The organism is Amycolatopsis kentuckyensis (assembly GCF_041679295.1).
Taxonomy (GTDB): domain Bacteria; phylum Actinomycetota; class Actinomycetes; order Mycobacteriales; family Pseudonocardiaceae; genus Amycolatopsis; species Amycolatopsis kentuckyensis_A.
In genome coordinates this window covers 129524-149311 of the sequence record NZ_JBGDMD010000001.1, presented here as the reverse complement: position 1 = coordinate 149311, position 19788 = coordinate 129524, and the positions used below count along the sequence as shown (strand labels likewise).

The 19788-nt window shown below is 71.1% G+C and carries 20 protein-coding genes; 5 read left to right on the top strand and 15 right to left on the bottom strand.

Annotation, left to right across the window (positions count from 1 at the left end):
- Positions 1-23: 23 nt before the first annotated feature.
- From cysD to ACERZO_RS00745, 3 genes are all read left to right on the top strand, one after another.
- A complete protein-coding gene (gene cysD, locus ACERZO_RS00755; protein WP_372662863.1) occupies positions 24-953 on the top strand; it encodes a sulfate adenylyltransferase subunit CysD in 930 nt (309 codons plus the stop codon).
- Positions 953-2773: an adenylyl-sulfate kinase gene (gene cysC, locus ACERZO_RS00750; protein ID WP_372660089.1), complete on the top strand. Its 1821-nt coding sequence runs from the start codon at positions 953-955 to the stop codon at positions 2771-2773. The genes cysD and cysC overlap by 1 nt, the downstream gene beginning before the upstream one ends.
- Before the next feature lie 89 nt (positions 2774-2862).
- Positions 2863-3381 carry a hypothetical protein gene (locus ACERZO_RS00745; protein ID WP_372660087.1) on the top strand — a complete coding sequence of 173 codons (519 nt, stop codon included), beginning with the start codon at positions 2863-2865 and terminating at the stop codon, positions 3379-3381.
- A 2-nt stretch (positions 3382-3383) separates the two neighbouring features.
- On the opposite strand, the gene ACERZO_RS00740 is transcribed toward ACERZO_RS00745, so the two are convergent.
- The 4 genes from ACERZO_RS00740 to ACERZO_RS00725 form a co-directional block, all read right to left on the bottom strand.
- Positions 3384-4094: a class I SAM-dependent methyltransferase gene (locus ACERZO_RS00740; RefSeq protein WP_372660085.1), complete on the bottom strand. Its 711-nt coding sequence runs from the start codon at positions 4092-4094 to the stop codon at positions 3384-3386.
- A 19-nt stretch (positions 4095-4113) separates the two neighbouring features.
- Complete coding sequence (locus tag ACERZO_RS00735) at positions 4114-4761, bottom strand: response regulator (protein ID WP_372662860.1); 648 nt, start codon at positions 4759-4761, stop codon at positions 4114-4116.
- Positions 4758-5978, bottom strand: coding sequence for a sensor histidine kinase (locus ACERZO_RS00730; RefSeq protein WP_372660083.1), 1221 nt, complete (start codon positions 5976-5978; stop codon positions 4758-4760). Before ACERZO_RS00730 ends, ACERZO_RS00735 begins: the two co-directional genes overlap by 4 nt.
- Positions 5979-6173: 195 nt before the next feature.
- A complete protein-coding gene (locus ACERZO_RS00725) occupies positions 6174-6704 on the bottom strand; it encodes a snapalysin family zinc-dependent metalloprotease (protein ID WP_372660081.1) in 531 nt (176 codons plus the stop codon).
- 167 nt (positions 6705-6871) lie between these two features.
- Here ACERZO_RS00725 and ACERZO_RS00720 point away from each other — a divergent pair, with 167 nt between their 5' ends.
- Positions 6872-8797, top strand: coding sequence for an ABC1 kinase family protein (locus ACERZO_RS00720; RefSeq protein WP_372660079.1), 1926 nt, complete (start codon positions 6872-6874; stop codon positions 8795-8797).
- On the opposite strand, the gene lepB is transcribed toward ACERZO_RS00720, so the two are convergent.
- The 4 genes from lepB to ACERZO_RS00700 are packed head-to-tail and all read right to left on the bottom strand — an operon-like array spanning position 8721 to position 12537.
- The gene (gene lepB / locus ACERZO_RS00715) at positions 8721-9485 is read right to left on the bottom strand and encodes a signal peptidase I (protein ID WP_372660077.1); all 765 of its coding nucleotides are present in this window, start codon (positions 9483-9485) and stop codon (positions 8721-8723) included. The two genes, ACERZO_RS00720 and lepB, sit on opposite strands and share 77 nt — an antisense overlap.
- Positions 9482-11317, bottom strand: coding sequence for a hypothetical protein (locus tag ACERZO_RS00710; protein WP_372660075.1), 1836 nt, complete (start codon positions 11315-11317; stop codon positions 9482-9484). Before ACERZO_RS00710 ends, lepB begins: the two co-directional genes overlap by 4 nt.
- Positions 11318-11335: 18 nt before the next feature.
- The gene (locus ACERZO_RS00705) at positions 11336-12148 is read right to left on the bottom strand and encodes a hypothetical protein (RefSeq protein WP_372660073.1); all 813 of its coding nucleotides are present in this window, start codon (positions 12146-12148) and stop codon (positions 11336-11338) included.
- A 56-nt stretch (positions 12149-12204) separates the two neighbouring features.
- A complete protein-coding gene (locus ACERZO_RS00700; RefSeq protein WP_372660071.1) occupies positions 12205-12537 on the bottom strand; it encodes a YnfA family protein in 333 nt (110 codons plus the stop codon).
- An 18-nt stretch (positions 12538-12555) separates the two neighbouring features.
- Between ACERZO_RS00700 and ACERZO_RS00695 the strand changes: the two genes are divergently transcribed.
- Positions 12556-13350 (top strand): DUF4184 family protein, encoded by a 795-nt coding sequence (locus ACERZO_RS00695; RefSeq protein ID WP_372660069.1) that lies wholly within the window; start codon positions 12556-12558, stop codon positions 13348-13350.
- Here ACERZO_RS00695 and ACERZO_RS00690 read toward each other — a convergent pair.
- The 7 genes from ACERZO_RS00690 to ACERZO_RS00660 are packed head-to-tail and all read right to left on the bottom strand — an operon-like array spanning position 13340 to position 19714.
- Positions 13340-13741, bottom strand: a complete 402-nt coding sequence (locus tag ACERZO_RS00690; protein WP_086677997.1) for a metal-sulfur cluster assembly factor — start codon at positions 13739-13741, stop codon at positions 13340-13342. The genes ACERZO_RS00695 and ACERZO_RS00690 overlap by 11 nt on opposite strands.
- Complete coding sequence (sufU, locus tag ACERZO_RS00685) at positions 13738-14187, bottom strand: Fe-S cluster assembly sulfur transfer protein SufU (protein WP_364446784.1); 450 nt, start codon at positions 14185-14187, stop codon at positions 13738-13740. Before sufU ends, ACERZO_RS00690 begins: the two co-directional genes overlap by 4 nt.
- Entirely contained in the window at positions 14184-15473 is a 1290-nt protein-coding gene (locus ACERZO_RS00680) for a cysteine desulfurase (protein ID WP_372660066.1), read from the bottom strand. The genes sufU and ACERZO_RS00680 overlap by 4 nt, the downstream gene beginning before the upstream one ends.
- A 41-nt stretch (positions 15474-15514) precedes the next feature.
- A complete protein-coding gene (sufC, locus tag ACERZO_RS00675; protein WP_361102571.1) occupies positions 15515-16285 on the bottom strand; it encodes a Fe-S cluster assembly ATPase SufC in 771 nt (256 codons plus the stop codon).
- Between the two features lie 29 nt (positions 16286-16314).
- Positions 16315-17487 carry a Fe-S cluster assembly protein SufD gene (gene sufD / locus ACERZO_RS00670; RefSeq protein ID WP_372660064.1) on the bottom strand — a complete coding sequence of 391 codons (1173 nt, stop codon included), beginning with the start codon at positions 17485-17487 and terminating at the stop codon, positions 16315-16317.
- A gap of 2 nt (positions 17488-17489) precedes the next feature.
- Positions 17490-18938, bottom strand: a complete 1449-nt coding sequence (gene sufB, locus ACERZO_RS00665) for a Fe-S cluster assembly protein SufB (protein ID WP_354913674.1) — start codon at positions 18936-18938, stop codon at positions 17490-17492.
- On the bottom strand, positions 18935-19714 hold the full coding sequence (locus ACERZO_RS00660) for a helix-turn-helix transcriptional regulator (protein ID WP_372662857.1): 780 nt from the start codon (positions 19712-19714) through the stop codon (positions 18935-18937). The genes sufB and ACERZO_RS00660 overlap by 4 nt, the downstream gene beginning before the upstream one ends.
- Between the last annotated feature and the right edge of the window lie 74 nt (positions 19715-19788).

Here is a 19788-nt window from a genome sequence, read left to right as displayed (position 1 = left end):
ACCGCTTGACCGATGACAAGAACATGTTCTACTTTTTTCCGGTGTCCGTGGCCTATGAGCTGTCCCACCTGGCCGCGCTCGAAGCGGAGGCCGTGCACGTCTTCCGCGAAGTCGCGGCGACCTTCGAACGCCCGGTGCTGCTGTTTTCCGGCGGCAAGGACTCGGTGGTGATGCTGCACGCCGCCGCGAAGGCGTTCTGGCCGGCGCCGCTGCCGTTCCCGGTGCTGCACGTCGACACCGGCCACAACTTCGACGAGGTCATCCGGTTCCGCGACGAGACCGTTGCCTCGCTGAACCTGCGCCTCGAAGTCGCGAGCGTGCAGGACGACATCGACGCCGGGCGCGTCGTCGAGGAGACCGGCCCGGGAGCCAGCCGCAACCGGCTGCAGACCGTCACCCTGCTGCGCGCGATCCGCGAAGGCGGGTTCGACGCCGTGTTCGGCGGCGCCCGCCGCGACGAGGAGAAGGCGCGCGCCAAGGAGCGCGTGTTCAGCTTCCGCGACGAGCACGGCCAGTGGGACCCGCGCGGCCAGCGCCCGGAGCTGTGGAACCTCTACAACGGGCGGCACCGGCGCGGCGAGCACATCCGCGTCTTCCCGCTGTCGAACTGGACCGAGCTGGACATCTGGCAGTACATCCGGGACGAACGGATCGCGCTGCCACCGCTGTACTACGCGCACCGCCGCGAGGTCGTCCAGCGAGACGGGATGCTGCTGGCGGCCACCCGGTTCCTGTCCCTTGTGGGCGGCGAGACACCGTACGAGGCGACCGTGCGCTTCCGGACCGTCGGCGACGCCACCTGCACCGGCTGCGTCGAATCGTCGGCGGCGACACCGTCCGAAGTGGTCGCCGAGGTGGCCGCCACCCGCGTCACCGAACGCGGCGCGACCCGCGCCGACGACCGGATTTCCGAAGCAGGCATGGAAGACCGCAAGCGGGAGGGCTACTTCTGATGCAGCTGCTGCGGATCGCCACGGCGGGGAGCGTGGACGACGGGAAGTCCACGTTGATCGGCCGGCTGCTGTTCGACTCGAAGGCGATCTTCACCGACCAGCTCGCCGCCGTCGAACGCGCCAGCCGCGACCGGGGCGAGGACTACCCGGACCTCGCGCTGCTCACCGACGGCCTGCGCGCCGAGCGCGAGCAGGGCATCACCATCGACGTCGCCCACCGCTACTTCGCCACGCCCAAGCGCAAGTTCATCATCGCGGACACGCCGGGGCACCTGCAGTACACGCGGAACATGGTGACCGGCGCGTCGACGGCCGACCTGGCGCTGGTCCTGGTGGACGCGCGCAAGGGCGTGCTGGAGCAGTCGCGGCGGCACGCGTTCCTCGCGTCGCTGCTCGGCATCGGGCACCTCGTGGTGTGCGTCAACAAGATGGACCTCGTCGGCTGGTCCCAGGACCGGTTCGACGAAATCCGCGAGGACTTCCGCCGGTTCGCGATGAAGCTCGACGTCGCCGACCTGACGTTCGTGCCGGTCTCGGCCCTGCACGGCGACAACGTCGTCCACCGCAGTGCGAGCATGCCCTGGTACGAAGGGACTTCGCTGCTGCACCAGCTGGAAGAAGTGCACGTCGCTTCCGACCGGAACCTGATCGACGCGCGGTTCCCGGTGCAGTACGTGATCCGCGGCGCGGACTTCCGCGGCTACGCGGGCACCATCGCCGGCGGTGTGTTCAAGCCGGGCGACGAGGTCGTGGCGCTGCCGTCGGGCTTCACCTCGCGGGTGCGCACGGTGTGGGGACCGGGCGGGAAACCGCTTTCGGAAGCCTTCACCGGGCAGGCGGTCACGGTCGAGCTGGCCGGCGACCTGGATCTGGGCCGGGGCGCGATGCTGTGCCGCCCGGGCAACCGCGCGGAGTCGGCCCGCGAAGTCGACGCGCTGGTGTGCTGGTTCTCCTCCCGGTCTTCCCTGACTCCGGGTGGTTCCTACGTCGTCCGGCACACGACCACCGAGACGCGGGGGTCGGTGGAGCGCCTGGAGTACCGCCTCGACGTGACGACGCTGCACCGCTCACCCGCGGATTCGCTGTCGTTGAACGACATCGGCCGGATCCGCCTGCGCACGCGCGCGCCGCTGCTGTTCGACCCGTACCGCCGCAACCGCGCCACGGGCGGGTTCCTGCTGGTCGACGAGCACACGGGCGACACGGTCGCGGCGGGCATGATCACCGGGGCGGTCGCGTCCCCGGTCGTCTGGCACACGGCGGCGGTGCGCCGCGAGGACCGCCCGACCCGCGGCGCGACGGTGTGGCTGACCGGGCTGTCGGCGTCGGGCAAGTCGTCGGTGGCGGTGGAACTGGAGCGCCGTCTCGTGGCGGCGGGCCGGCCGGCGTACCTCCTGGACGGCGACAACCTGCGCCACGGGCTGAACAAGGGACTCGGCTTCAGCCCCGCGGACCGCGCCGAGAACGTGCGGCGGGTGGCGGAGGTGGCCCGGCTCTTCGCGGACGCCGGCGTGGTCGCGGTCGCCTCGCTGATCAGCCCTTACGCGTCGGACCGCGCTTCGGCGCGCGCGATCTCCGGGGATCTGCCGTTCGTCGAGGTCTTCGTGGACACACCACTGGAGGTCTGCGAGGCGCGCGACCCGAAGGGGATGTACGCGAAGGCGCGGGCCGGGGAGATCACCGGGTTCACCGGTATCGACGCGCCCTACGAGCGTCCTTCGTCGCCTGATCTGGTGCTGCGCCCGGACGACGGCGACCCGGCGGCGATGGCCGCGGCGATCCAGGCCGTCCTCGACGACCTCGACCGGAACGTGTCCTGAAGCGGCCAATCCGGCGGATTCGGCACACCCTCTCGCCGAGCACGGGTTACTTTGCCTGTGCACTGCCGGTGGCACAGAGGGGTAACGCAGTGAAAAGCGTGGTTTGGTGGTCGGTCGGGCTGCTGTTCGGCCTGGGGTTTATGGCGCTCGGCCTGTTCGGTTCCGGGGAGCCGAGCGGCAAGGTGCTGTGCGGCAGTGAAGAGATGCGGCCGGGGCAGACCTGCGACCGGACGCAGTACGGCCTGACGACCAGCGAGACCTACGAAGAGAAGCGCCAGGAAGCGATCGACGACGCGGCGACGTTCAAGGGCGGCGGCCGGTGGGTCACCTTCGGCATCGGCACGGCGATCGCGGCCGCGTGCGGCTGGCGGCTGGTCGTCGCCGTCCGGCGCCGGGCCGGCCGGGGAGCCGGCCCGGTCGCCCAGGCCGTGCCCGGGTTCGCGCCGCCGCCGGGTTACGCGCCGCAGGGTTTCCCGGCGCAGCAGGGTTTCCCCGCGCAGCAGGGTTTCCCCGCGCAGCAGGACTTCCGGCAGCAGCCGGGATTCCCGCCGTCGCCGCAGGGATTTCCGCCGGGTTACCCACCGCCGCGCGGGCCGCACCAGCAGTAGCCCTAGCCGGCCTCGAGCGCGAAGAACAGGAAGCTCGGGAAGGTGTCGAGCAGGTGGAAGTCGTCCGGGAACAGCTCACGCGCTTCCGGCACCGGGTGCGGTTCGCTGATCACGGAGATCCGGAACCCGGCCGCGGTGAAGGCGTCGGTCATCGCGTGCAGCGGCTTGTGCCAGAACGTCATCCGCGCGGTTCGGCCGTGCAGCTCGAACTCGTCGGTCCAGGTGTAGGACTCGAAGTAGTCGGGCCGGGGCCCGGTCTGGCGGTGGATCAGGTTGTTCATGAAGGGGTGGTTGACGGACGCGATGAGCCGGCCGCCGGTCTTGAGCACCCGGCGGAACTCGGCGAGCGTCGGCTCCCAATCCCGCAGGTAGTGCAACACCAGGGACGCGACGACGTCGTCGAACGCGTCATCGGCGAAGGGCAGCGGGTCGGCCAGGTCGGCGACCCGCAGGTCCGCGTCGGCGCCGAGCCGCCGCCGGGCGTGCTCGACCATCGCGGGACTCTGGTCGAAGCCGGTCACGACGGCACCCCGCTCGCGCAGCGCGGCGAACAGCGGACCCGAGCCGCAGCCGGCGTCGAGGATCCGCCGCCCGGCGACGTCCCCGGCGAGGGCCAGGGTCGCGGGCCGTTCGTAGTAGGCGTTCATCAGGCTTGACTCGTTTTCGGCCGTGTAGGCCTCGGCGAACTCGTCGTACGCGGCAACCGGGGTCATGCGGCCCATAGTGCCCGCGTCAGCCCGCGGGCGCCACGAACCCCGAGTCGTAGGCCCGGATCACCGCCTGGGTCCGGTCGCGTGCGCCGAGCTTCGCCAGTACGTTGCCCACGTGGGTCTTCACCGTCTGGATCCCCAGGTACAGCTCGCCCGCGATCTCCACATTGGACAGTCCACCGGCCATCAGCCGCAGCACTTCGCGTTCGCGCTCGGTCAGGTTGGCCCCCGCCAAGCCGTCGCCGGACGGGGCCCGGTTCGCCGCCAGCCGGCGGATCGCCGCCGGGAACAGCAACGACTCCCCCGCGACCACCGTGCGGATCGCCGCCACGATCTCCTCCGGCCGCGCCCGCTTGAGCAGGAATCCGCTCGCGCCCGCGAGCAGCGCGTCGTACACGTAGTCGTCGTTCTCGAAGGTCGTCACCACGATCACCTCCGGCGGCGCGTCCACAGTGGACATCAGGTGCGCGGTGGCGCGGATCCCGTCCACCGCGGGCATCCGCACGTCCATCAGGACGACGTCCGGGCGCAGCCGCGCCACCAGGCCGGGCACCTCGGCGCCGTCGGCCGCTTCGCCGACCACGGTCAGCCCGGGCTCGCTCTCGACGATCGCCCGCAGCCCGGCGCGGATCAGCGGCTCGTCGTCGACCAGCAGCACGCGCACGCTCAGCTCCCCCACGGCACCCGCACCTCGACCTCCCACCGCTCGTCCACCCGCCCGGCCGACAGCTGACCGCCGAGCACCGCGACCCGCTCGCTCATCCCGCGCACGCCGCGGCCGCCCCCGGCGCTCCCCGCGCCGCTCCCGAGCGGGTTGGCGACCCGGGCGACCAGGCCGTGCGCGGCGACGTCGAGGGCCACCGTCACCGGGACCCTACCGGCGTGCCGGACCGCGTTGGTCAGGCATTCCTGCAGGATCCGGTAGACCTCGCGGGACACCACGGCGGGCACCGCGGCGAGGTCGCCGACGATCGACGCGGTGACGTCGGTGCCGGCCAGCCGGGTCGTGTCGAGGAGGGTCGGCAGCTCGGTCAGCGCCGGCTGCGGGGTCCGGGCCGCCGCCTCGTCGCGCAGCAGCCCGAGGACGTGGTCGAGGTCGTCGAGGGCCGTGCGGGCGGACTCCTCGATGGCGCCGAGCGCGCGTTCGGTGAAGTCCGGATCGGTGCGCAGCGTCCGCCGGGCGGCGCCTGCTTGGAGGGTGACGACGCTCAGCGCGTGCCCGACCGAGTTGTGCAGTTCGCGGGCCAGGCGGTTGCGTTCGGCGAGCTGCCCGGTCCGCCGTTCCAGCTGCGCGATCCGATCGGCGGCGCTGATCCCGAGCAGCCGCGCCGCAACCCGGCGCAGGACACCGCCGACCGCCCAGACGGCGTAACCGAGCAGCACCGAGGCGAGAGCGAAGACGACGGGCAGCCACACCGAGGGCCAGCCGCGCGCCACGGTGACCTCGCCACCGCCGTCGGTCTGGAAGAGGTGCCCGGTGAAGACGGCGTTGACGGAGACCCCGACGGCAACGGGCGCGGCGAGGCTGAAGAAGCTGACGACGAACCCGGCGACGACGTGCAGCACGAACATGCCGGCGGCCCGCCGCCGCCCAGGCCGGCTACGCGGTTTCGCGGGCGCGTCGGGGACGGGATCGTCGAGCAGTTCCCGGACGGCGGTGGATTCCAGGACGTGCACGGCGGGCAGGAAGGCGGTCCCGGCGAGGACGAGCAGGGTGATCGCGCCACCAATGAGGACGGCCTGCTCGGCGGTGGTGACGAAGGGCAGCACGGAAGGCACGGCGACGGCGGAGAAGAGCAGGTAGGGGACGCTGATGGCCCCGCCGAGAACGAGGTAGACCCAGCGACGGTAGGTCGCCTTGCTCGTCAGGGGGCGGAGGATGCGCACGAGCCGATCTTCGCAGGTGGCGGAGTTGGGCGCTTCCCTCTCGAGGTGGAGGCGGCCCCCGCCCTCTCCGGGGGTCCGGCCCCGCTTCCATTGTATCGGCGCCGCCCGACGAAAAGCCGGAAAGCGCGCGACCGGAGCCTGGTTGTCCACAACACGGCCGGGCTGTGGGCAACCAGGCGTCGACCGGCGTCAGCGCTACAACGCGACCTTGCGCGGAGCGGCCTCAGCCCCCGCCAACCCGTTCACCCACAAAGACTGCACCTTCGCCGCCTCGGCGGACGAAGGCTTCGCGTTCGTGCAGGACGTTCCCGGTCCGTGGCCGGACATCAGCTCCGTGCACGGCCCGCTGTAGTGGTCCGGCAACCCCAGGTTGTGGCCCAGCTCGTGCGCCGCGATGCGGGTCGGGTCGTAGCCCTCCGCCACCTGGCTCGTGTCCAGGTAGATGTCGCCGCGGCCGTGGCCGTTCGTGTTCGTGTACGAACCGCCGCTGTGGATCTCGTGGAACTTGATCGTCGCGCCCGTGGTGCGCTTGACCAGCTTCACGTCGGTGACCGCGGCGTTCCAGTTGGCCGCGCCCTGGTCGATCTGCGCGAGGTAGTCCGGCGCTCCCGACGAGCTGTAGTAGAGCGTCGTGACCGCGGCCGCCGATGCGGCGGGCGCGAAACCCAGGCCCAGCGGGGCCACCAGGGCCAGGGCCGCGATCCGGCTGATCACGCGTGCGTCCATCGTGTCTCCTTCGTCCGATTCAGAGAACACTTCACCGTGGTTCGAGCGATCAGGTTAGAAGTCCACCGACAGGCCGGCCACGGCCGAAAGTAGCTCCCTCGCCGGAGGGAGCCCGGTCCCGCCGCCGCGTGAGCCGCCCGGCCCGGCCGCCGTGGTCTGCTCGCCCCATGGACATCCTGCTGGGCCTGCTGACCCTGCCGCTCTACGCGCTCGTGCTGTGGCCGCTCGTGGTCGCCTCCCGGCGCGTACTCGGCGTGCGGATCGGCGCCGTCCGCGCGCTGTGCGGCGCCGCCTTCGGCTGGCTCGTCGCGGGCGGCATCGGCCAGGCGTTCCCGGTTTCCCTGCTGCACAACGGCGGCGCGGCCGTCGGCCTGCTGATCCCGATGGCGGGCAGCGCTTTCCTGGCGACGCTGATCTTCCTCTTCGTCGCCGAGCTGGCCCTGTCGGGCGGGTTCCGGCCGCGGTCGCTGCGCGCCAAGGTCCGGCGCGCCCGCCGGTATTCGCAGATCAGCCGGATCGCGATCAAGCACGGCCTCGGCCGCCACCTCGCCGGCCGCCGCGAAGCCGGCGTCCGGCACGCCAAGCTCGCCCGCTCCCTGCGCCTCGCGCTCGAGGAAGGCGGCGTGACGTTCGTGAAGCTCGGCCAGCTGCTCTCGACGCGCGCGGACCTGCTGCCGCCGGTGTTCGTCGACGAGCTCGCGAAGCTGCAGGACCGGGTCGCGCCCGCGAAGGCCGACGCCGTGTGGGCCGTGCTGACCGAAGAGCTCGGCGGCTCGCCCGACGACGTCTTCGCCGAGTTCGACCCGGAACCCCTGGCCGCCGCGTCGGTCGCGCAGGTCTACCGGGCCCGCCTGCGAAGCGGCGAAGACGTCGTGGTCAAGGTGCAGCGCCCCGGGGTCCGGGAACAAGCCGAACGCGACACCGACATCGTCCGCCGCGTCGCCGCGGCCCTCGAGGAACGCGCGGACTGGGCACGCTCCCTCGGGGTCGCCGAACTCGCCGACGGGTTCGCCGAGGCGCTCACCGAAGAGCTCGACTTCACCATCGAAGCCCGCAACATCGCCGCCGTGGGCGCCACTTCGTGCCCGGACGTCGCGGTACCGACCGTCCACAAAGCACTGTCCACCGAGCGCGTCCTGGTCATGTCCCGATTGGACGGCAAGCCCCTGGAGACGGCTCCGGCGGCCGACCGCAAGCGGCTCGCGCGGGCCCTCCTGCGGTGCCTGCTCGACCAGGTGCTGATCGGCGGTGTCTTCCACGCCGACCCGCACCCGGGCAACCTCATGCTGCTCGCCGACGGCCGCCTGGGTCTGCTCGACTTCGGCTCGGTCGGCCGCCTCGACGCCGGGCTGCGCGGCGGCCTGCAGAACCTCGTGCTGGCCCTCGACCGCGGCGACCCGGCCGCCCTGCGCGACGGACTGCTGGAGATCGTCGACCGCACCGGCGACATCGACGAGCAGCGCCTCGACCGCGCACTCGGCGCGCTCGTCGCCCGGCACTTCGGGCCCGGCCGCTCCCCCGGCCTCGACCTGTTCACCAGCCTGTTCCGGGTCGTCGCGGACTTCCGGCTGAGCGTGCCGCCGCCGATCGCCGCCGTGTTCCGGGCGCTCGCCACCGTCGAAGGGACGCTGTCGGCGCTGGACCCCGCGTTCGACGTCCTGGCCGAATCCCGCGCGTTCGCCGCCGAGCAGGTCGGCGCCCGGCTGCGGCCGGACTCGCTGCGCCACGCCGCGCTCACCGAATTCACGGCGCTGCTGCCGGTCCTGCGCCGCCTCCCGCGCCGCGTCGACCGCGTCGGCGCCGCGCTGGAGGAGGGCAGGCTGTCGGTGAACGTCCGGCTGTTCTCCGACGAGCGCGACCGAGACGTCGTCACGACCCTCGTGCACGAGGTCCTGCTGGCGTTCGTCGGCGCGGCGACCGGGCTGATGGCCGTCCTGCTGCTGGCCGGCGACGGCGGCCCGCGCGTCGTCGCCGACCTGACGCTGCACCAGGTGTTCGGCTACAACCTGCTGGTGATCAGCGCGCTGGTGGGGCTGCGGCTGCTCTTCGTCGTCTTCCGGCGCTCCGGACGGCGGTCACGATCAGCCCGGTGAGGCCGGCGACGAACAGCACGAAGCCGCCGAGGATCCACCACTTCAGGGTGGCCAAGGTGCCGTCGGAGTACGGCGTTCCCGGCAGTCCCGCGTCGGTGAACGCGGTGACCGGCGGCAGCGACCGAGGAGTGACGACCGTGCCGGTGGCGACCACGAATCCGGTGACCCCGGACAGCCGCACGGGGCCGCTGAACCGCGAGTCGTCGGAGTTGCCGCGGTTGTCGCCCTCGACGAAGATCGTGCCCTCGGGAACCTTCGCGGAGAACTCGAAAAGACCCTCGTAGCCGGGGGTGATGTAGGGCTCGGTGATCGGCTTGCCGTTGACCGTGAGGTGCTCGCCGGTGCAGCAGGCGACCGTGTCCCCCGCGACCCCGACCACGCGGACGACGCTGATTCCGGCGCGGCCCGGTTCGGCGTACGCGCTCAGGTCGACGGCGACGAGATCCCCGCGGTGCACCTCGGCGCCGTCGGCCCGGTGCACCACCAGCCGGTCCCCCGGCTGCAAGGTGGGACTCATGTTCCCGCCCTGCAACGCGTAGGCCTCGTACCCCAGCATCAACCGGCCGAAGCCGTACGCACCGGCGCCCACGCCGAGCACCGCGACGGCGATCAGCACCAGCACCGCGCGCAGGTTCGAGCGCGGTTTCGCCGGCTCGGGCGGCGCCGGCGGGAAAGAAGGCTCGGTCACGAAGTGGCGCCTTCCCTGACGAAGAACCAGTAGTCGCGCTCGGTCCGGTACCCGCCGGTGCCGTAGCGGTGCGAAACGGTCAGCGAGTAGTACCCCGGCTCCCGCGGTGTCCACGTCAGCGTCGCCGTGCCGTCCGGACCCGCCGCGACCGTGCCGCTCTCGTCCTCCGACGGGCCCGAGAAGGTGTAGTCGTAGCTCGCCGCCGAGTCCGACGCCGTCGAGAAGCGGAAGGTCCCGGCCACGCCCGGTCCGCCGCCGAACTCCCCTTGGGGGTAGTCGTCGGAGGCGATCACCGGCTGGGTGAACACGTCGAAGTCGTACGTCTGCTGCGTCGACGACGTCCCGGCGGCGTCCCGCGTCCAGGCGGTGAGCCGGTAGTCGTCGTAGCCCGGCGGCGTCCAGTCGAAGGAGGCCCGGCCGTCCGGTCCGACCGGCAGCGTCACTTCGGCGCCGCCCAGCGAATAAACGAACTCGATCGCGCCCGGCTGGTGGGCCACCAGGGTGAACCGGCCCGGGTGCCCGGCCGTGGTGCCGTCCTCCGGGAACTCCGCCGAGGTGATCCCCGGCTCGTCGTGGACGTAGACGGAGCCCCAGCCCGGGTCGGTGGTGATCCCGCTCGTCGTGATCGCCCGGGCTTCGACCGTCTGCCAGCCGCCGGTCGTCGGGGTCCAGGTGACCGTGGCGGTTCCGTCGGCGCGGGCCGCGACGGTGTGCGGGCCGTCGGAGCCGATCGAGTACTGGTACTTCGCGACGCCCGTCAGCTTGCTGCTGAACACCGCCTGGGCCGCCTCCCCGGGGTGGGCGCCGCCGGTCACCGTCACCTTGGGCGCGGCGCCGTCGATGCTCAGGTACACCGACCGCTCGAGGGTCGGCTCGGCCGCGCCGCTGTGGCTGCGGATCCGGAGCTGGATGTAGTCGGTGCGGTCGGGCGTCCAGGTGATGGTCGCCGTGCCGTCCGGACCGGCCGGCACCGACCGGAACCCGGTCGGCGAACCGCCGTTGAGGACGAACGCGTAGTCGTACGACGTGACCCCGGCCGCGCGCGGCGCGAAGGTCATCGTCCGCGGCTCGCCGAGCAGGAGCAGGCCGTCCGCGCCGGTCACCGTCGGCATGTCGTCGACCTGGAAGTGGTACCCCCGCTCCGCCCCGACGTAGCCCGACGCGGTCTTGCTCCGCACGTACACGTCGTGGAACCCGCCGCTGCGCGGGGTGATGGTCGCGGCGCCCTTGTGGTCGTCACCCGCGGGCACGGTCAGGGTCGGGCCGTCGTCGAGCCGGTACTGGTACTCGACGACGTCCTCCAGCGTCATCGGGGAGAAGGTGAAGACGCCCGGGATTCCGACGCCGCCGTCGAGGTTGGTCCACCCCTGCGGGTACTGCACCGACCAGATGTCGGGCCGCGACTCGCGGACGTAGAAGCCGGTCGACAGCGCCTGCGAGCGGTTGCCGGCGCGGTCGATCGTGTAGGCGTAGACGTAGTTCCAGCCGGAGTCCTTGGGCGCCCAGGTGACCGTCACCGGGCCGCCCGGGTGCTCCGGCGCGGCCGTCTTCGGGTCCGTCCAGCCGCCGGTCGAGATCGCGTACTCGTAGCCGACGACGTCGTCGGAACCGTTGGCGGCGAAGGTGAAGTGCCCCGGCAGCCCGACGTCACCCTGCTCGCCGCCCACGTCGGTCCGGTAGACGTCGGAGGTGACGGTGGGCGCGTTCGGCACGACGCGGTCGACGGTGAAGTAGCAGGTGGTGCTCCACGGCGAGACGTCCGTGCCGTCGTCGCCCCGGACGCGCCAGGCGTAGGTGGTGCCTTCGGTGAGTTCCTCGCTCTTCACCAGCACCGAGCCCGAACCGCTTTCCTAGACCGGCGCGTCGAGCTGCCGCTTCGCCGCGGGCTGGTCCGCCGGCCACAGTTCGTAGCGCGCGGTCAGTCCGTCACCCGCGTCGGGGTCGGTGAAGTGCCCGGACATGACGACGGACGCGGTGAAGTCGCGGTAGTTCGGGTTGAGGTAGCGGCCGGGCGCGTCGGGTGTGCAGGCGACGTCGTTGTTTTCCAGCGCCGTGGGCGCGGCGGGCGCGCCGTTGTACCCGACTTGCAGCGCGACGGCGTCGGCGAAGTCCCGGGCGTACCGCGGGTCGAACTCCTGCCCGGCCGGGACCCGCAGCTCGAGCGTCAGCTGGGCGTCACCCCGCGCGGCCGCCGCGCCGAGGGCCGCGGTGACGTCGAACCGCGTGTCCGCGACGACGCAGCCCGACGCCGGCTTTCCCGCCGTGGCCAGGCGTTCCAGCTCCGCGGGCGGTTTCACCCACGACGAGCGCGACGTGAACGGCGCGGTGCGCCACAGTTCGAGCGACCGGTGCGCGCAGTCGGCGGCCCGCGTTTCCTTGGCCGCCACCACGGCCGACACGACGTGCGTCCCCTTGAACCGGGCGACGTCGAAGGTGAAGAACGACCGCGCGGCCTTCGCGCCGCGCGCCGTGGTGCCGACCGGGGCGGTGCCGGTGCCGCCCGGGTGGGCGGCCGTCGGCGTCCCCGCTTCGACGTACCCCCAGGACGCCCGCGCGACGGTGGCCGACGGCACGAACCCGTCCGCGGCCGAAGCCGCGGGAGCCGTGAGGACCGAGATGGACGCGGCGACGAGGACAGCCGGAAGCAGGACAAGTTTGCGCATACGTTCCCCCTGACGATCGCACCGGTCTATCGGCGGCGGCGGGAGAACGTTACGAATCACCCGGACCGGGGTGAATACATGATCACCGCGACCCCGGCCAGGCACAGCAGCGCGCCGAGGACGTCGTAGCGGTCCGGGCGGTAACCGTCCGCGACCATCCCCCAGACCAGCGAACCGGCGACGAACACGCCGCCGTACGCCGCGAGGATGCGGCCGAAGTGGACGTCCGGCTGGAGCGTCGCCACGAAGCCGTACACGCCCAGAGCCAGGATCCCGCCGCCGATCCAGAGCCAGCCGCGGTGTTCGCGGACGCCCTGCCAGACCAGCCACGCGCCGCCGATTTCGCAGACCGCCGCGGCGAGGAACAGGACGATCGAGCGCAGGACCACCCCGGGATACTAGCTCCCGTGCCGTTCACGCTGAGTCATCCGGCCGCCGTGCTCCCGCTGGCCAGGCGTCCCCTGGTCCCGTCCGCGCTCGTGGCCGGGTCGGTGGCGCCGGACGTCTTCTGGTTCGTGCCGCGGCTGCCCGGCATCGGCTTGACGAAGACGCACGAATTCGCGTCGGTCCTCTGGCTCGACCCGCTGCTCGCGCTGGTTCTGCTGGCCGTGTTCCACGTCTTGCTGAAACGGCCGCTGCTGGCGCTGGCACCGTCGCGTTTGGCCGCGCGGCTTCCCCGCGGCTTCAGCTGGCGGCGGCCCGGGTGGATCGCCCTGTCCCTGGTGCTCGGTGCCGCCACCCACGTCGGCTGGGACGCGTTCACGCACGAGAGCGGCGGCTTCCCGTTCCTGCGGGTTCCGCTGGTCACGGGCGTGGACGTCGGCCGGCTGATCCAGCTGGTCAGCACGATCGCCGGCGCCGCGGTCCTCGCGTGGTGGCTCGTGCGCTGGTACCGCGGCGCGCCCGTGCGGCCGGTCCCGCCGGGCACCCGGCACCGCACGGCCGTCACGGCACTCCTGGCGGCCGGCGCGGTCACCGGCGTTCTGGCGCAGGTGCTGCCGTTCCTCGCCCACCACGACCCGATGACCCGCGCGGGCGTGGTCGGCAACGCGACGTACCTGCTGGTCACCGGCGCCTGCAGCGGGTTCTTCGCCGCGCTCGGCCTCTACGCGCTGGCCTGGCACGCGCGGTATAGGGCGTTATACACAAAGCGGGCCACCTCGGAAGGTGACCCGCTCGGTGTGCGAGAAATCAGACGGTGAAGCCGAGGGCGCGCAGCTGCTCGCGGCCGTCCTCGGTGATCTTCTCCGGGCCCCACGGCGGCATCCAGACCCAGTTGATCCGGAAGTCCTTGACCAGGCCGCCGCTGGTGAGCGCGGCGTTCGTCTGGTCCTCGATGACGTCGGTCAGCGGACAGGCCGCCGAGGTCAGGGTCATGTCGAGGGTCGCCGTGTTGTCCGGCTCGACGCGGATGTCGTAGACCAGGCCGAGGTCGACGACATTGATGCCGAGCTCGGGGTCGACGACGTCGCGCATGGCTTCCTCGACGTCCTCGATCTTGGCGAGGTCGAGGTCCTGCTTCGCGGTGGTCTCGGCGTCGAGGTCGGCGGCGGTCCGGCCCTCGCGAGCGTCGGTGGCGGTGTCTTCGGTCATGCCTTTTCAGCTCCACTGGTCGTCCGGGCGACGGCGTCCTTGAAAGCCATCCAGCCGAGGAGGGCGCACTTGACGCGGGCGGGGTACTTGGCGACGCCCGCGAAGGCGACCCCGTCCTCCAGCACGTCCTCGTCCGGCTCGACCTTTCCCTTGCCCTGCATCAGTTCCACGAAGGCGTCCATGGTGGTGAACGCCTCCTCGATCGTGTGGCCGACGACGAGATCCGTCAAGACCGACGTCGAGGCCTGGCTGATCGAACAGCCCTGGCCGTCGTAGGAGACGTCGGCGACTTTCCCGTCGTCGACCTTGACGCGCAGCGTCACCTCGTCGCCGCAGGTCGGGTTGACCTGGAACGACTCGGCGTCGAACGGGTCGCGGAGGCCGCGCCCGTGCGGGTTCTTGTAGTGGTCCAGGATGATCTCCTGGTACATGCTCTCCAGGTTCACTGGGCCACCCCGAAGAACTTCTGCGCCTCGCGGATGCCCGCGACGAGCGCGTCCACTTCGGACAGCTCGTTGTAGAGGTAGAAGGACGCGCGCACGGTCGCCTGCGCGTTGCACGCGCGGTGCAGCGGCCACGCGCAGTGGTGGCCGACGCGGACGGCGATGCCGAGGCTGTCGAGCACCTGGCCGGCGTCGTGCGGGTGCACGCCGTCGATCACGAACGACACGGTCGCGCCGCGGTCCTTCAGGTCGGTCGGCCCGATGATCCGGACGCCGGGGATGGCGGAGATGCCCTCGATGGCCGCCGCGGCGAGCTCGTGCTCGTGCGCCGCGATCCGGTCCATGCCGATGGCCGAGAGGTAGTCGACGGCCGCGCCGAGGCCGATGGCCTGCGACGTCATCGGGACGCCGGCCTCGAACCGCTGCGGCGGCGGCGCGAAGGTCGAGCCCTCCATCCGGACCATCTCGATCATCGACCCGCCGGTGAGGAACGGCGGCATCGCTTCGAGCAGCTCAGTCCGTCCGTAAAGGACGCCGATGCCGGACGGGCCCAGCATCTTGTGCCCGGAGAACGCGGCGAAGTCGACCCCGAGAGCGTGGAAGTTCACCGGGAAGTGCGGCACCGACTGGCAGGCGTCGAGCACGGTGAACGCGCCGACGGCCTTGGCCTTCTCGACGAGCAGCTCGACCGGGTTGACCGTGCCGAGCACGTTCGACTGGTGCGCGAACGCGACGACCTTGGTGCGGGGCGTGATCAGTTCGTCCACATCGGACAGATCAAGGCGGCCCTCGGGCGTCACCTTGAACCACTTCAGCGTCGCGCCGGTGCGCTGGCAGAGCTGCTGCCACGGCACGAGGTTCGCGTGGTGCTCCATCTCGGTGACGACGATCTCGTCGCCCGGCCCGACGACGAAGCGCGCGGCTTCCGGGCCGGCGGTGGCGGCGTTGCCGAAGGAGTAGGCGACCAGGTTGATGCCCTCGGTGGCGTTCTTGGTGAACACCAGCTCCTCGGGGTCGGCGCCGACGAACTCGGCGATCTTCGCCCGGGCGGACTCGTAGGCGTCGGTCGCTTCTTCGGACAGCTGGTGCGCGCCGCGGTGGACGGCGGCGTTCGACGTGACGACGTAGTGCCGTTCGGCGTCGAGCACCGCTTCCGGCCGTTGCGACGTCGCCCCGGAGTCCAGGTACACCAAGGGTTTCCCGTCGCGGACGGTGCGCGACAGGATGGGGAAGTCGGCCCTCAGGGCCGCCACGTCCAGTGGCAAAGAGCTGGCCGAGGTGGTGGTCATCGGGCCGACTCCTCTCATTCTCGGTGTCCTACGGGAAAACGTCAGAGCGCGGCGGGCTCGGGCTTGCCCACGTACTTGACGTAACCGTTCTCCTCCAGCTCGTCGGCGAGCTCCTTGCCGCCCGACTCGACGATCTTGCCGCCGGCGAAGACGTGCACGAAGTCCGGCGTGATGTGGCGGAGGATCCGGGTGTAGTGCGTGATCAGCATGACGCCGACCTCGCTCGAAGCCTTGTACGCGTTGACGCCCTCGGAGACGACGCGCAGGGCGTCGACGTCGAGGCCGGAGTCGGTCTCGTCGAGGATGGCGAACTTCGGCTTGAGCAGCGCCAGCTGCAGGATCTCGTGGCGCTTCTTCTCGCCGCCGGAGAAGCCCTCGTTGACCGAGCGCTCGGCGAACTCCTGCGAGATCTCGAGCTTGCCCATCTCCTCCTTGACCTCCTTGACCCAGTGGCGCAGCTTGGGGGCCTCGCCACGGACCGCGGTGGCCGCGGTGCGGAGGAAGTTGGACATGGACACGCCCGGCACCTCGACCGGGTACTGCATCGCGAGGAACAGGCCCGCGCGGGCGCGCTCGTCGACGCTCATCTCGAGGACGTTCTCGCCGTCGAGGAGCACCTCACCCGAGGTGACTTCGTACTTCGGGTGCCCGGCGATCGCGTAGGACAGCGTGGACTTGCCCGAGCCGTTCGGGCCCATGATCGCGTGCGTCTCGCCCGACTTGATGGTCAGGTTGACGCCCTTGAGGATCTCCTTGGCGCCCTCGTCGGTCGTGACCGAGGCGTGGAGGTCCTTGATTTCCAGGGTAGCCATTTCTTCGTTTCCTAAGTCAGAGAGGGCGGTCAGGCGCCAACGGCTTCGAGTTCGGCTTCGATCGCGGCTTCGAGGCGCTCGCGCACCTCGGGGACGTCGATCTTCACCAGGATCTCGTGGAAGAACCCGCGCACGACCAGGCGCCGCGCGGCTTCTTCGGCGATCCCGCGCGACTGGAGGTAGAACAACTGCTCGTCGTCGAACCTTCCCGTCGCGCTCGCGTGGCCGGCGCCTTCGATCTCGCCGGTCTCGATCTCGAGGTTCGGCACCGAGTCCGCGCGCGCCCCGGGCGTGAGCACCAGGTTGCGGTTGAGCTCGTAGGTGTCGGTGGCCTCGGCCGCGGCGCGGATCAGGACGTCGCCGATCCAGACCGCGTGCGCGTCGTCGCCCTGCAGCGCGCCCTTGTACATCACGCGCGACTTGCAGTTCGGGACCGCGTGGTCGACGAAGAGGCGGTGCTCCTGGTGCTGGCCCTTGTCCGCGAAGTAGACGCCGAGCATCTCGACGTCGCCGCCCTTGTCGGCGAAGGTCGCCGTCGGCGAGACGCGGACCAGGTCACCGCCCAGGGTGATCACGGTGTGCCGCAGCGCGGCGTCGCGGCCCAGCTTCAGGTGCTGCTCGGAGACGTGCACGGCGTCGTCGGCCCAGTCCTGGACGCTGACCACGGTGACCTTGGCGCCGTCGCCGATGACGAACTCGACGTTGTCGGCGTAGGTGCCGGAGCCGACGTGGTCGAGGACGATCACGGCTTCGGCGAACGCCTCGGCGCGGACCTGCAGGTGCCCGTAGGCGACCTGGCCCTCGCCCGGGCCGTGGATCCGCAGCACGGACGGCTTCGACGCCTTCGTCTCCTTCGGCACCGTCACGACGGTGGCCTGCTTGAACGACGAGTACGCCTGCGCGGCGATCCGGTCGCTCGGGACGCCGGCGGCGCCGAGCCGCTCGTCGTCGCGGCCGACGGTCTCGATCTTCAGCTCAGGCGCGGCCTCGGCTTCGAGCGTGATCTCGCCGGTGGCGGTGGCGCTGCCGTCGTGGAGGCCGCGAAGGCGCTTCATCGGCGTGAAGCGCCAGTTCTCCTCACGGCCGCCCGGGACCTCGAAGGCCTCGACGTCGTAGGAGGTGAAGCGCTCCGCGCGGGAGGCGGCCGGGATGACCGCCCCCTCGCGGAGAGCTTCGGAAACGTTGTTCTCGGTAACCGACATGACTAGCCGACGGACCCTTCCATCTGGAGCTCGATCAGGCGGTTCAGCTCGAGCGCGTACTCCATCGGCAGCTCACGGGCGATCGGCTCGACGAAGCCGCGCACGATCATCGCCATCGCCTCGGCCTCGTCGAGACCGCGCGACATCAGGTAGAACAGCTGGTCCTCGCTGACCTTGGACACCGTGGCCTCGTGGCCCATGGACACCTCGTCGTTGCGGATGTCCACGTACGGGTACGTGTCCGAGCGCGAGATCGTGTCCACCAGCAGCGCGTCGCAGACCACGCTGGAGCGCGAGTGGTGGGCCCGCTTCGCCACGCGGACCAGGCCGCGGTAGGAGGTGCGGCCGCCGCCGCGCGCCACCGACTTCGACACGATGGTCGAGGACGTGTACGGCGCGAGGTGCTCCATCTTGGCGCCCGCGTCCTGGTGCTGGCCCTCGCCCGCGAACGCGACCGACAGGACCTCGCCCTTGGCGTGCTCGCCCATGAGGAACACCGACGGGTACTTCATCGTCACCTTGGAACCGATGTTGCCGTCGATCCATTCCATGGTCGCGCCCTCTTCGCACTTGGCGCGCTTGGTGACCAGGTTGTAGACGTTGTTCGACCAGTTCTGGATGGTCGTGTAGCGGCAGCGGGCGCCCTTCTTGACGATGATCTCCACGACCGCCGAGTGCAGCGAGTCGGACTGGTAGATCGGCGCCGTGCAACCCTCGACGTAGTGCACGTACGCACCTTCGTCGACGATGATCAGGGTGCGCTCGAACTGGCCCATGTTCTCGGTGTTGATCCGGAAGTAGGCCTGCAGCGGGATCTCGACGTGCACGCCCTTCGGCACGTAGATGAACGAGCCGCCGGACCACACCGCCGTGTTCAGCGCGGAGAACTTGTTGTCGCCGGCCGGGATGACCGAGCCGAAGTACTCCTGGAACAGCTCCGGGTGCTCCTTGAGCGCGGAGTCGGTGTCCAGGAACAGGACGCCCTGCTCCTCCAGGTCCTCGCGGATCTGGTGGTAGACGACCTCGGACTCGTACTGCGCGGCGACACCGGCGACGAGGCGCTGCTTCTCCGCCTCGGGGATGCCGAGCTTGTCGTACGTGTTCTTGATGTCCTCGGGCAGTTCCTCCCAGGAGGTGGCCTGCTTCTCCGTGGACCGCACGAAGTACTTGATGTTCTCGAAGTCGATCCCGGAGAGGTCCGCACCCCAGTTGGGCATGGGCTTCTTCTCGAAGAGCTTGAGCGCCTTCAGTCGCGCTTCGCGCATCCACTCCGGCTCGGACTTCTTCGAGGAGATGTCGGTGACGACGTCCTCGTTCAGCCCGCGACGGGCGCTGGCGCCCGCCTCGTCGGAGTCGGCCCAGCCGAACGCGTACTTGCCAAGGGACTCGATGGTCTCTTCCTGGCTCAGTGGCGCGGTGGTGGGAGTGCGCTGCTCGGCAGCGGCAGTCATGCGGGTTTCCCTCCATTCGGGATCCGTGCTGTGTGCCCCTCGGGGGACACCGTTCTCACCGGCTCGGGATGGGCCGGCTGACCCGCCGTGGCGGGTACGTGGGTGGTGCACGCGGAGTCACCGCGCGCGATGGTCGCCAGCCGCTGGACGTGGGTGCCCAGCAGCTGCGCGAACGCCTCGGTCTCGGCCTCGCAGAGCTGCGGGAACTCCGCGGCCACGTGGGCGACCGGGCAGTGGTGCTGGCAAAGCTGCGCCCCGACGTTCTGACCGGGTGCCGGGGCAGCGACCTGGCGGGTCGACGCAGCGTAGCCCTCCCTGGTCAACGCGGTCGCCAGGGCCTCCGCGCGCGCCGCGGGATCACTCGATCCGGTGATCGCGGAGCGGTGCGGCCCGACCAGCTTCTCGATGCGGCGCTCGGCGAAGGCGCGGACGGCGTCTTCCCCGGCGTGCTCGGCGAGGAAGCGGATGGCCGAGACGGCCAGGTCGTCGTAGGCGTGCCCGAACCGCGCGCGGCCGGGCTCGGTGAGCAGGAAGAGCTTCGCGGGACGACCCCGGCCCCGGGGTCCGCGGCGGGGTGCGTCGCGGGTCTCGGCCTCGCCGTCGGCGAGCAGCGCGTCGAGGTGCCGGCGGACGGCCGCCGGGCTGATCCCGAGCTGCTCGGCGACCACGACGGCGGTCATGGGACCCTGTTCCAGCAGCAGCCGGGCGACCTCGTGCCGGGTCTTGCCCTCGGCGCTGACCTGCGACGGGACGTGCGGGTGTGCGGCGCGGGGCATGTCGCCGCCCGCCTGGTCACCCGCCTCCGTCTTTTTCACAACACAAGTGTGTCTTATTTCCGGATGACCCGCAA

Coding starts and splice junctions, on each gene's coding strand:
- sufD (WP_372660064.1), bottom strand. CDS start 17,487: ATGTCGGTTACCGAGAACAACGTTTCCGAAGCTCTCCGCGAGGGGGCG.
- sufB (WP_354913674.1), bottom strand. CDS start 18,938: ATGACTGCCGCTGCCGAGCAGCGCACTCCCACCACCGCGCCACTGAGC.
- ACERZO_RS00720 (WP_372660079.1), top strand. CDS start 6,872: ATGGACATCCTGCTGGGCCTGCTGACCCTGCCGCTCTACGCGCTCGTG.
- cysC (WP_372660089.1), top strand. CDS start 953: ATGCAGCTGCTGCGGATCGCCACGGCGGGGAGCGTGGACGACGGGAAG.
- ACERZO_RS00660 (WP_372662857.1), bottom strand. CDS start 19,714: ATGCCCCGCGCCGCACACCCGCACGTCCCGTCGCAGGTCAGCGCCGAG.
- ACERZO_RS00690 (WP_086677997.1), bottom strand. CDS start 13,741: ATGACCGAAGACACCGCCACCGACGCTCGCGAGGGCCGGACCGCCGCC.
- sufC (WP_361102571.1), bottom strand. CDS start 16,285: ATGGCTACCCTGGAAATCAAGGACCTCCACGCCTCGGTCACGACCGAC.
- ACERZO_RS00680 (WP_372660066.1), bottom strand. CDS start 15,473: ATGACCACCACCTCGGCCAGCTCTTTGCCACTGGACGTGGCGGCCCTG.
- ACERZO_RS00740 (WP_372660085.1), bottom strand. CDS start 4,094: ATGACCCCGGTTGCCGCGTACGACGAGTTCGCCGAGGCCTACACGGCC.
- ACERZO_RS00725 (WP_372660081.1), bottom strand. CDS start 6,704: ATGGACGCACGCGTGATCAGCCGGATCGCGGCCCTGGCCCTGGTGGCC.
- ACERZO_RS00705 (WP_372660073.1), bottom strand. CDS start 12,148: ATGCGCAAACTTGTCCTGCTTCCGGCTGTCCTCGTCGCCGCGTCCATC.
- cysD (WP_372662863.1), top strand. CDS start 24: ATGTTCTACTTTTTTCCGGTGTCCGTGGCCTATGAGCTGTCCCACCTG.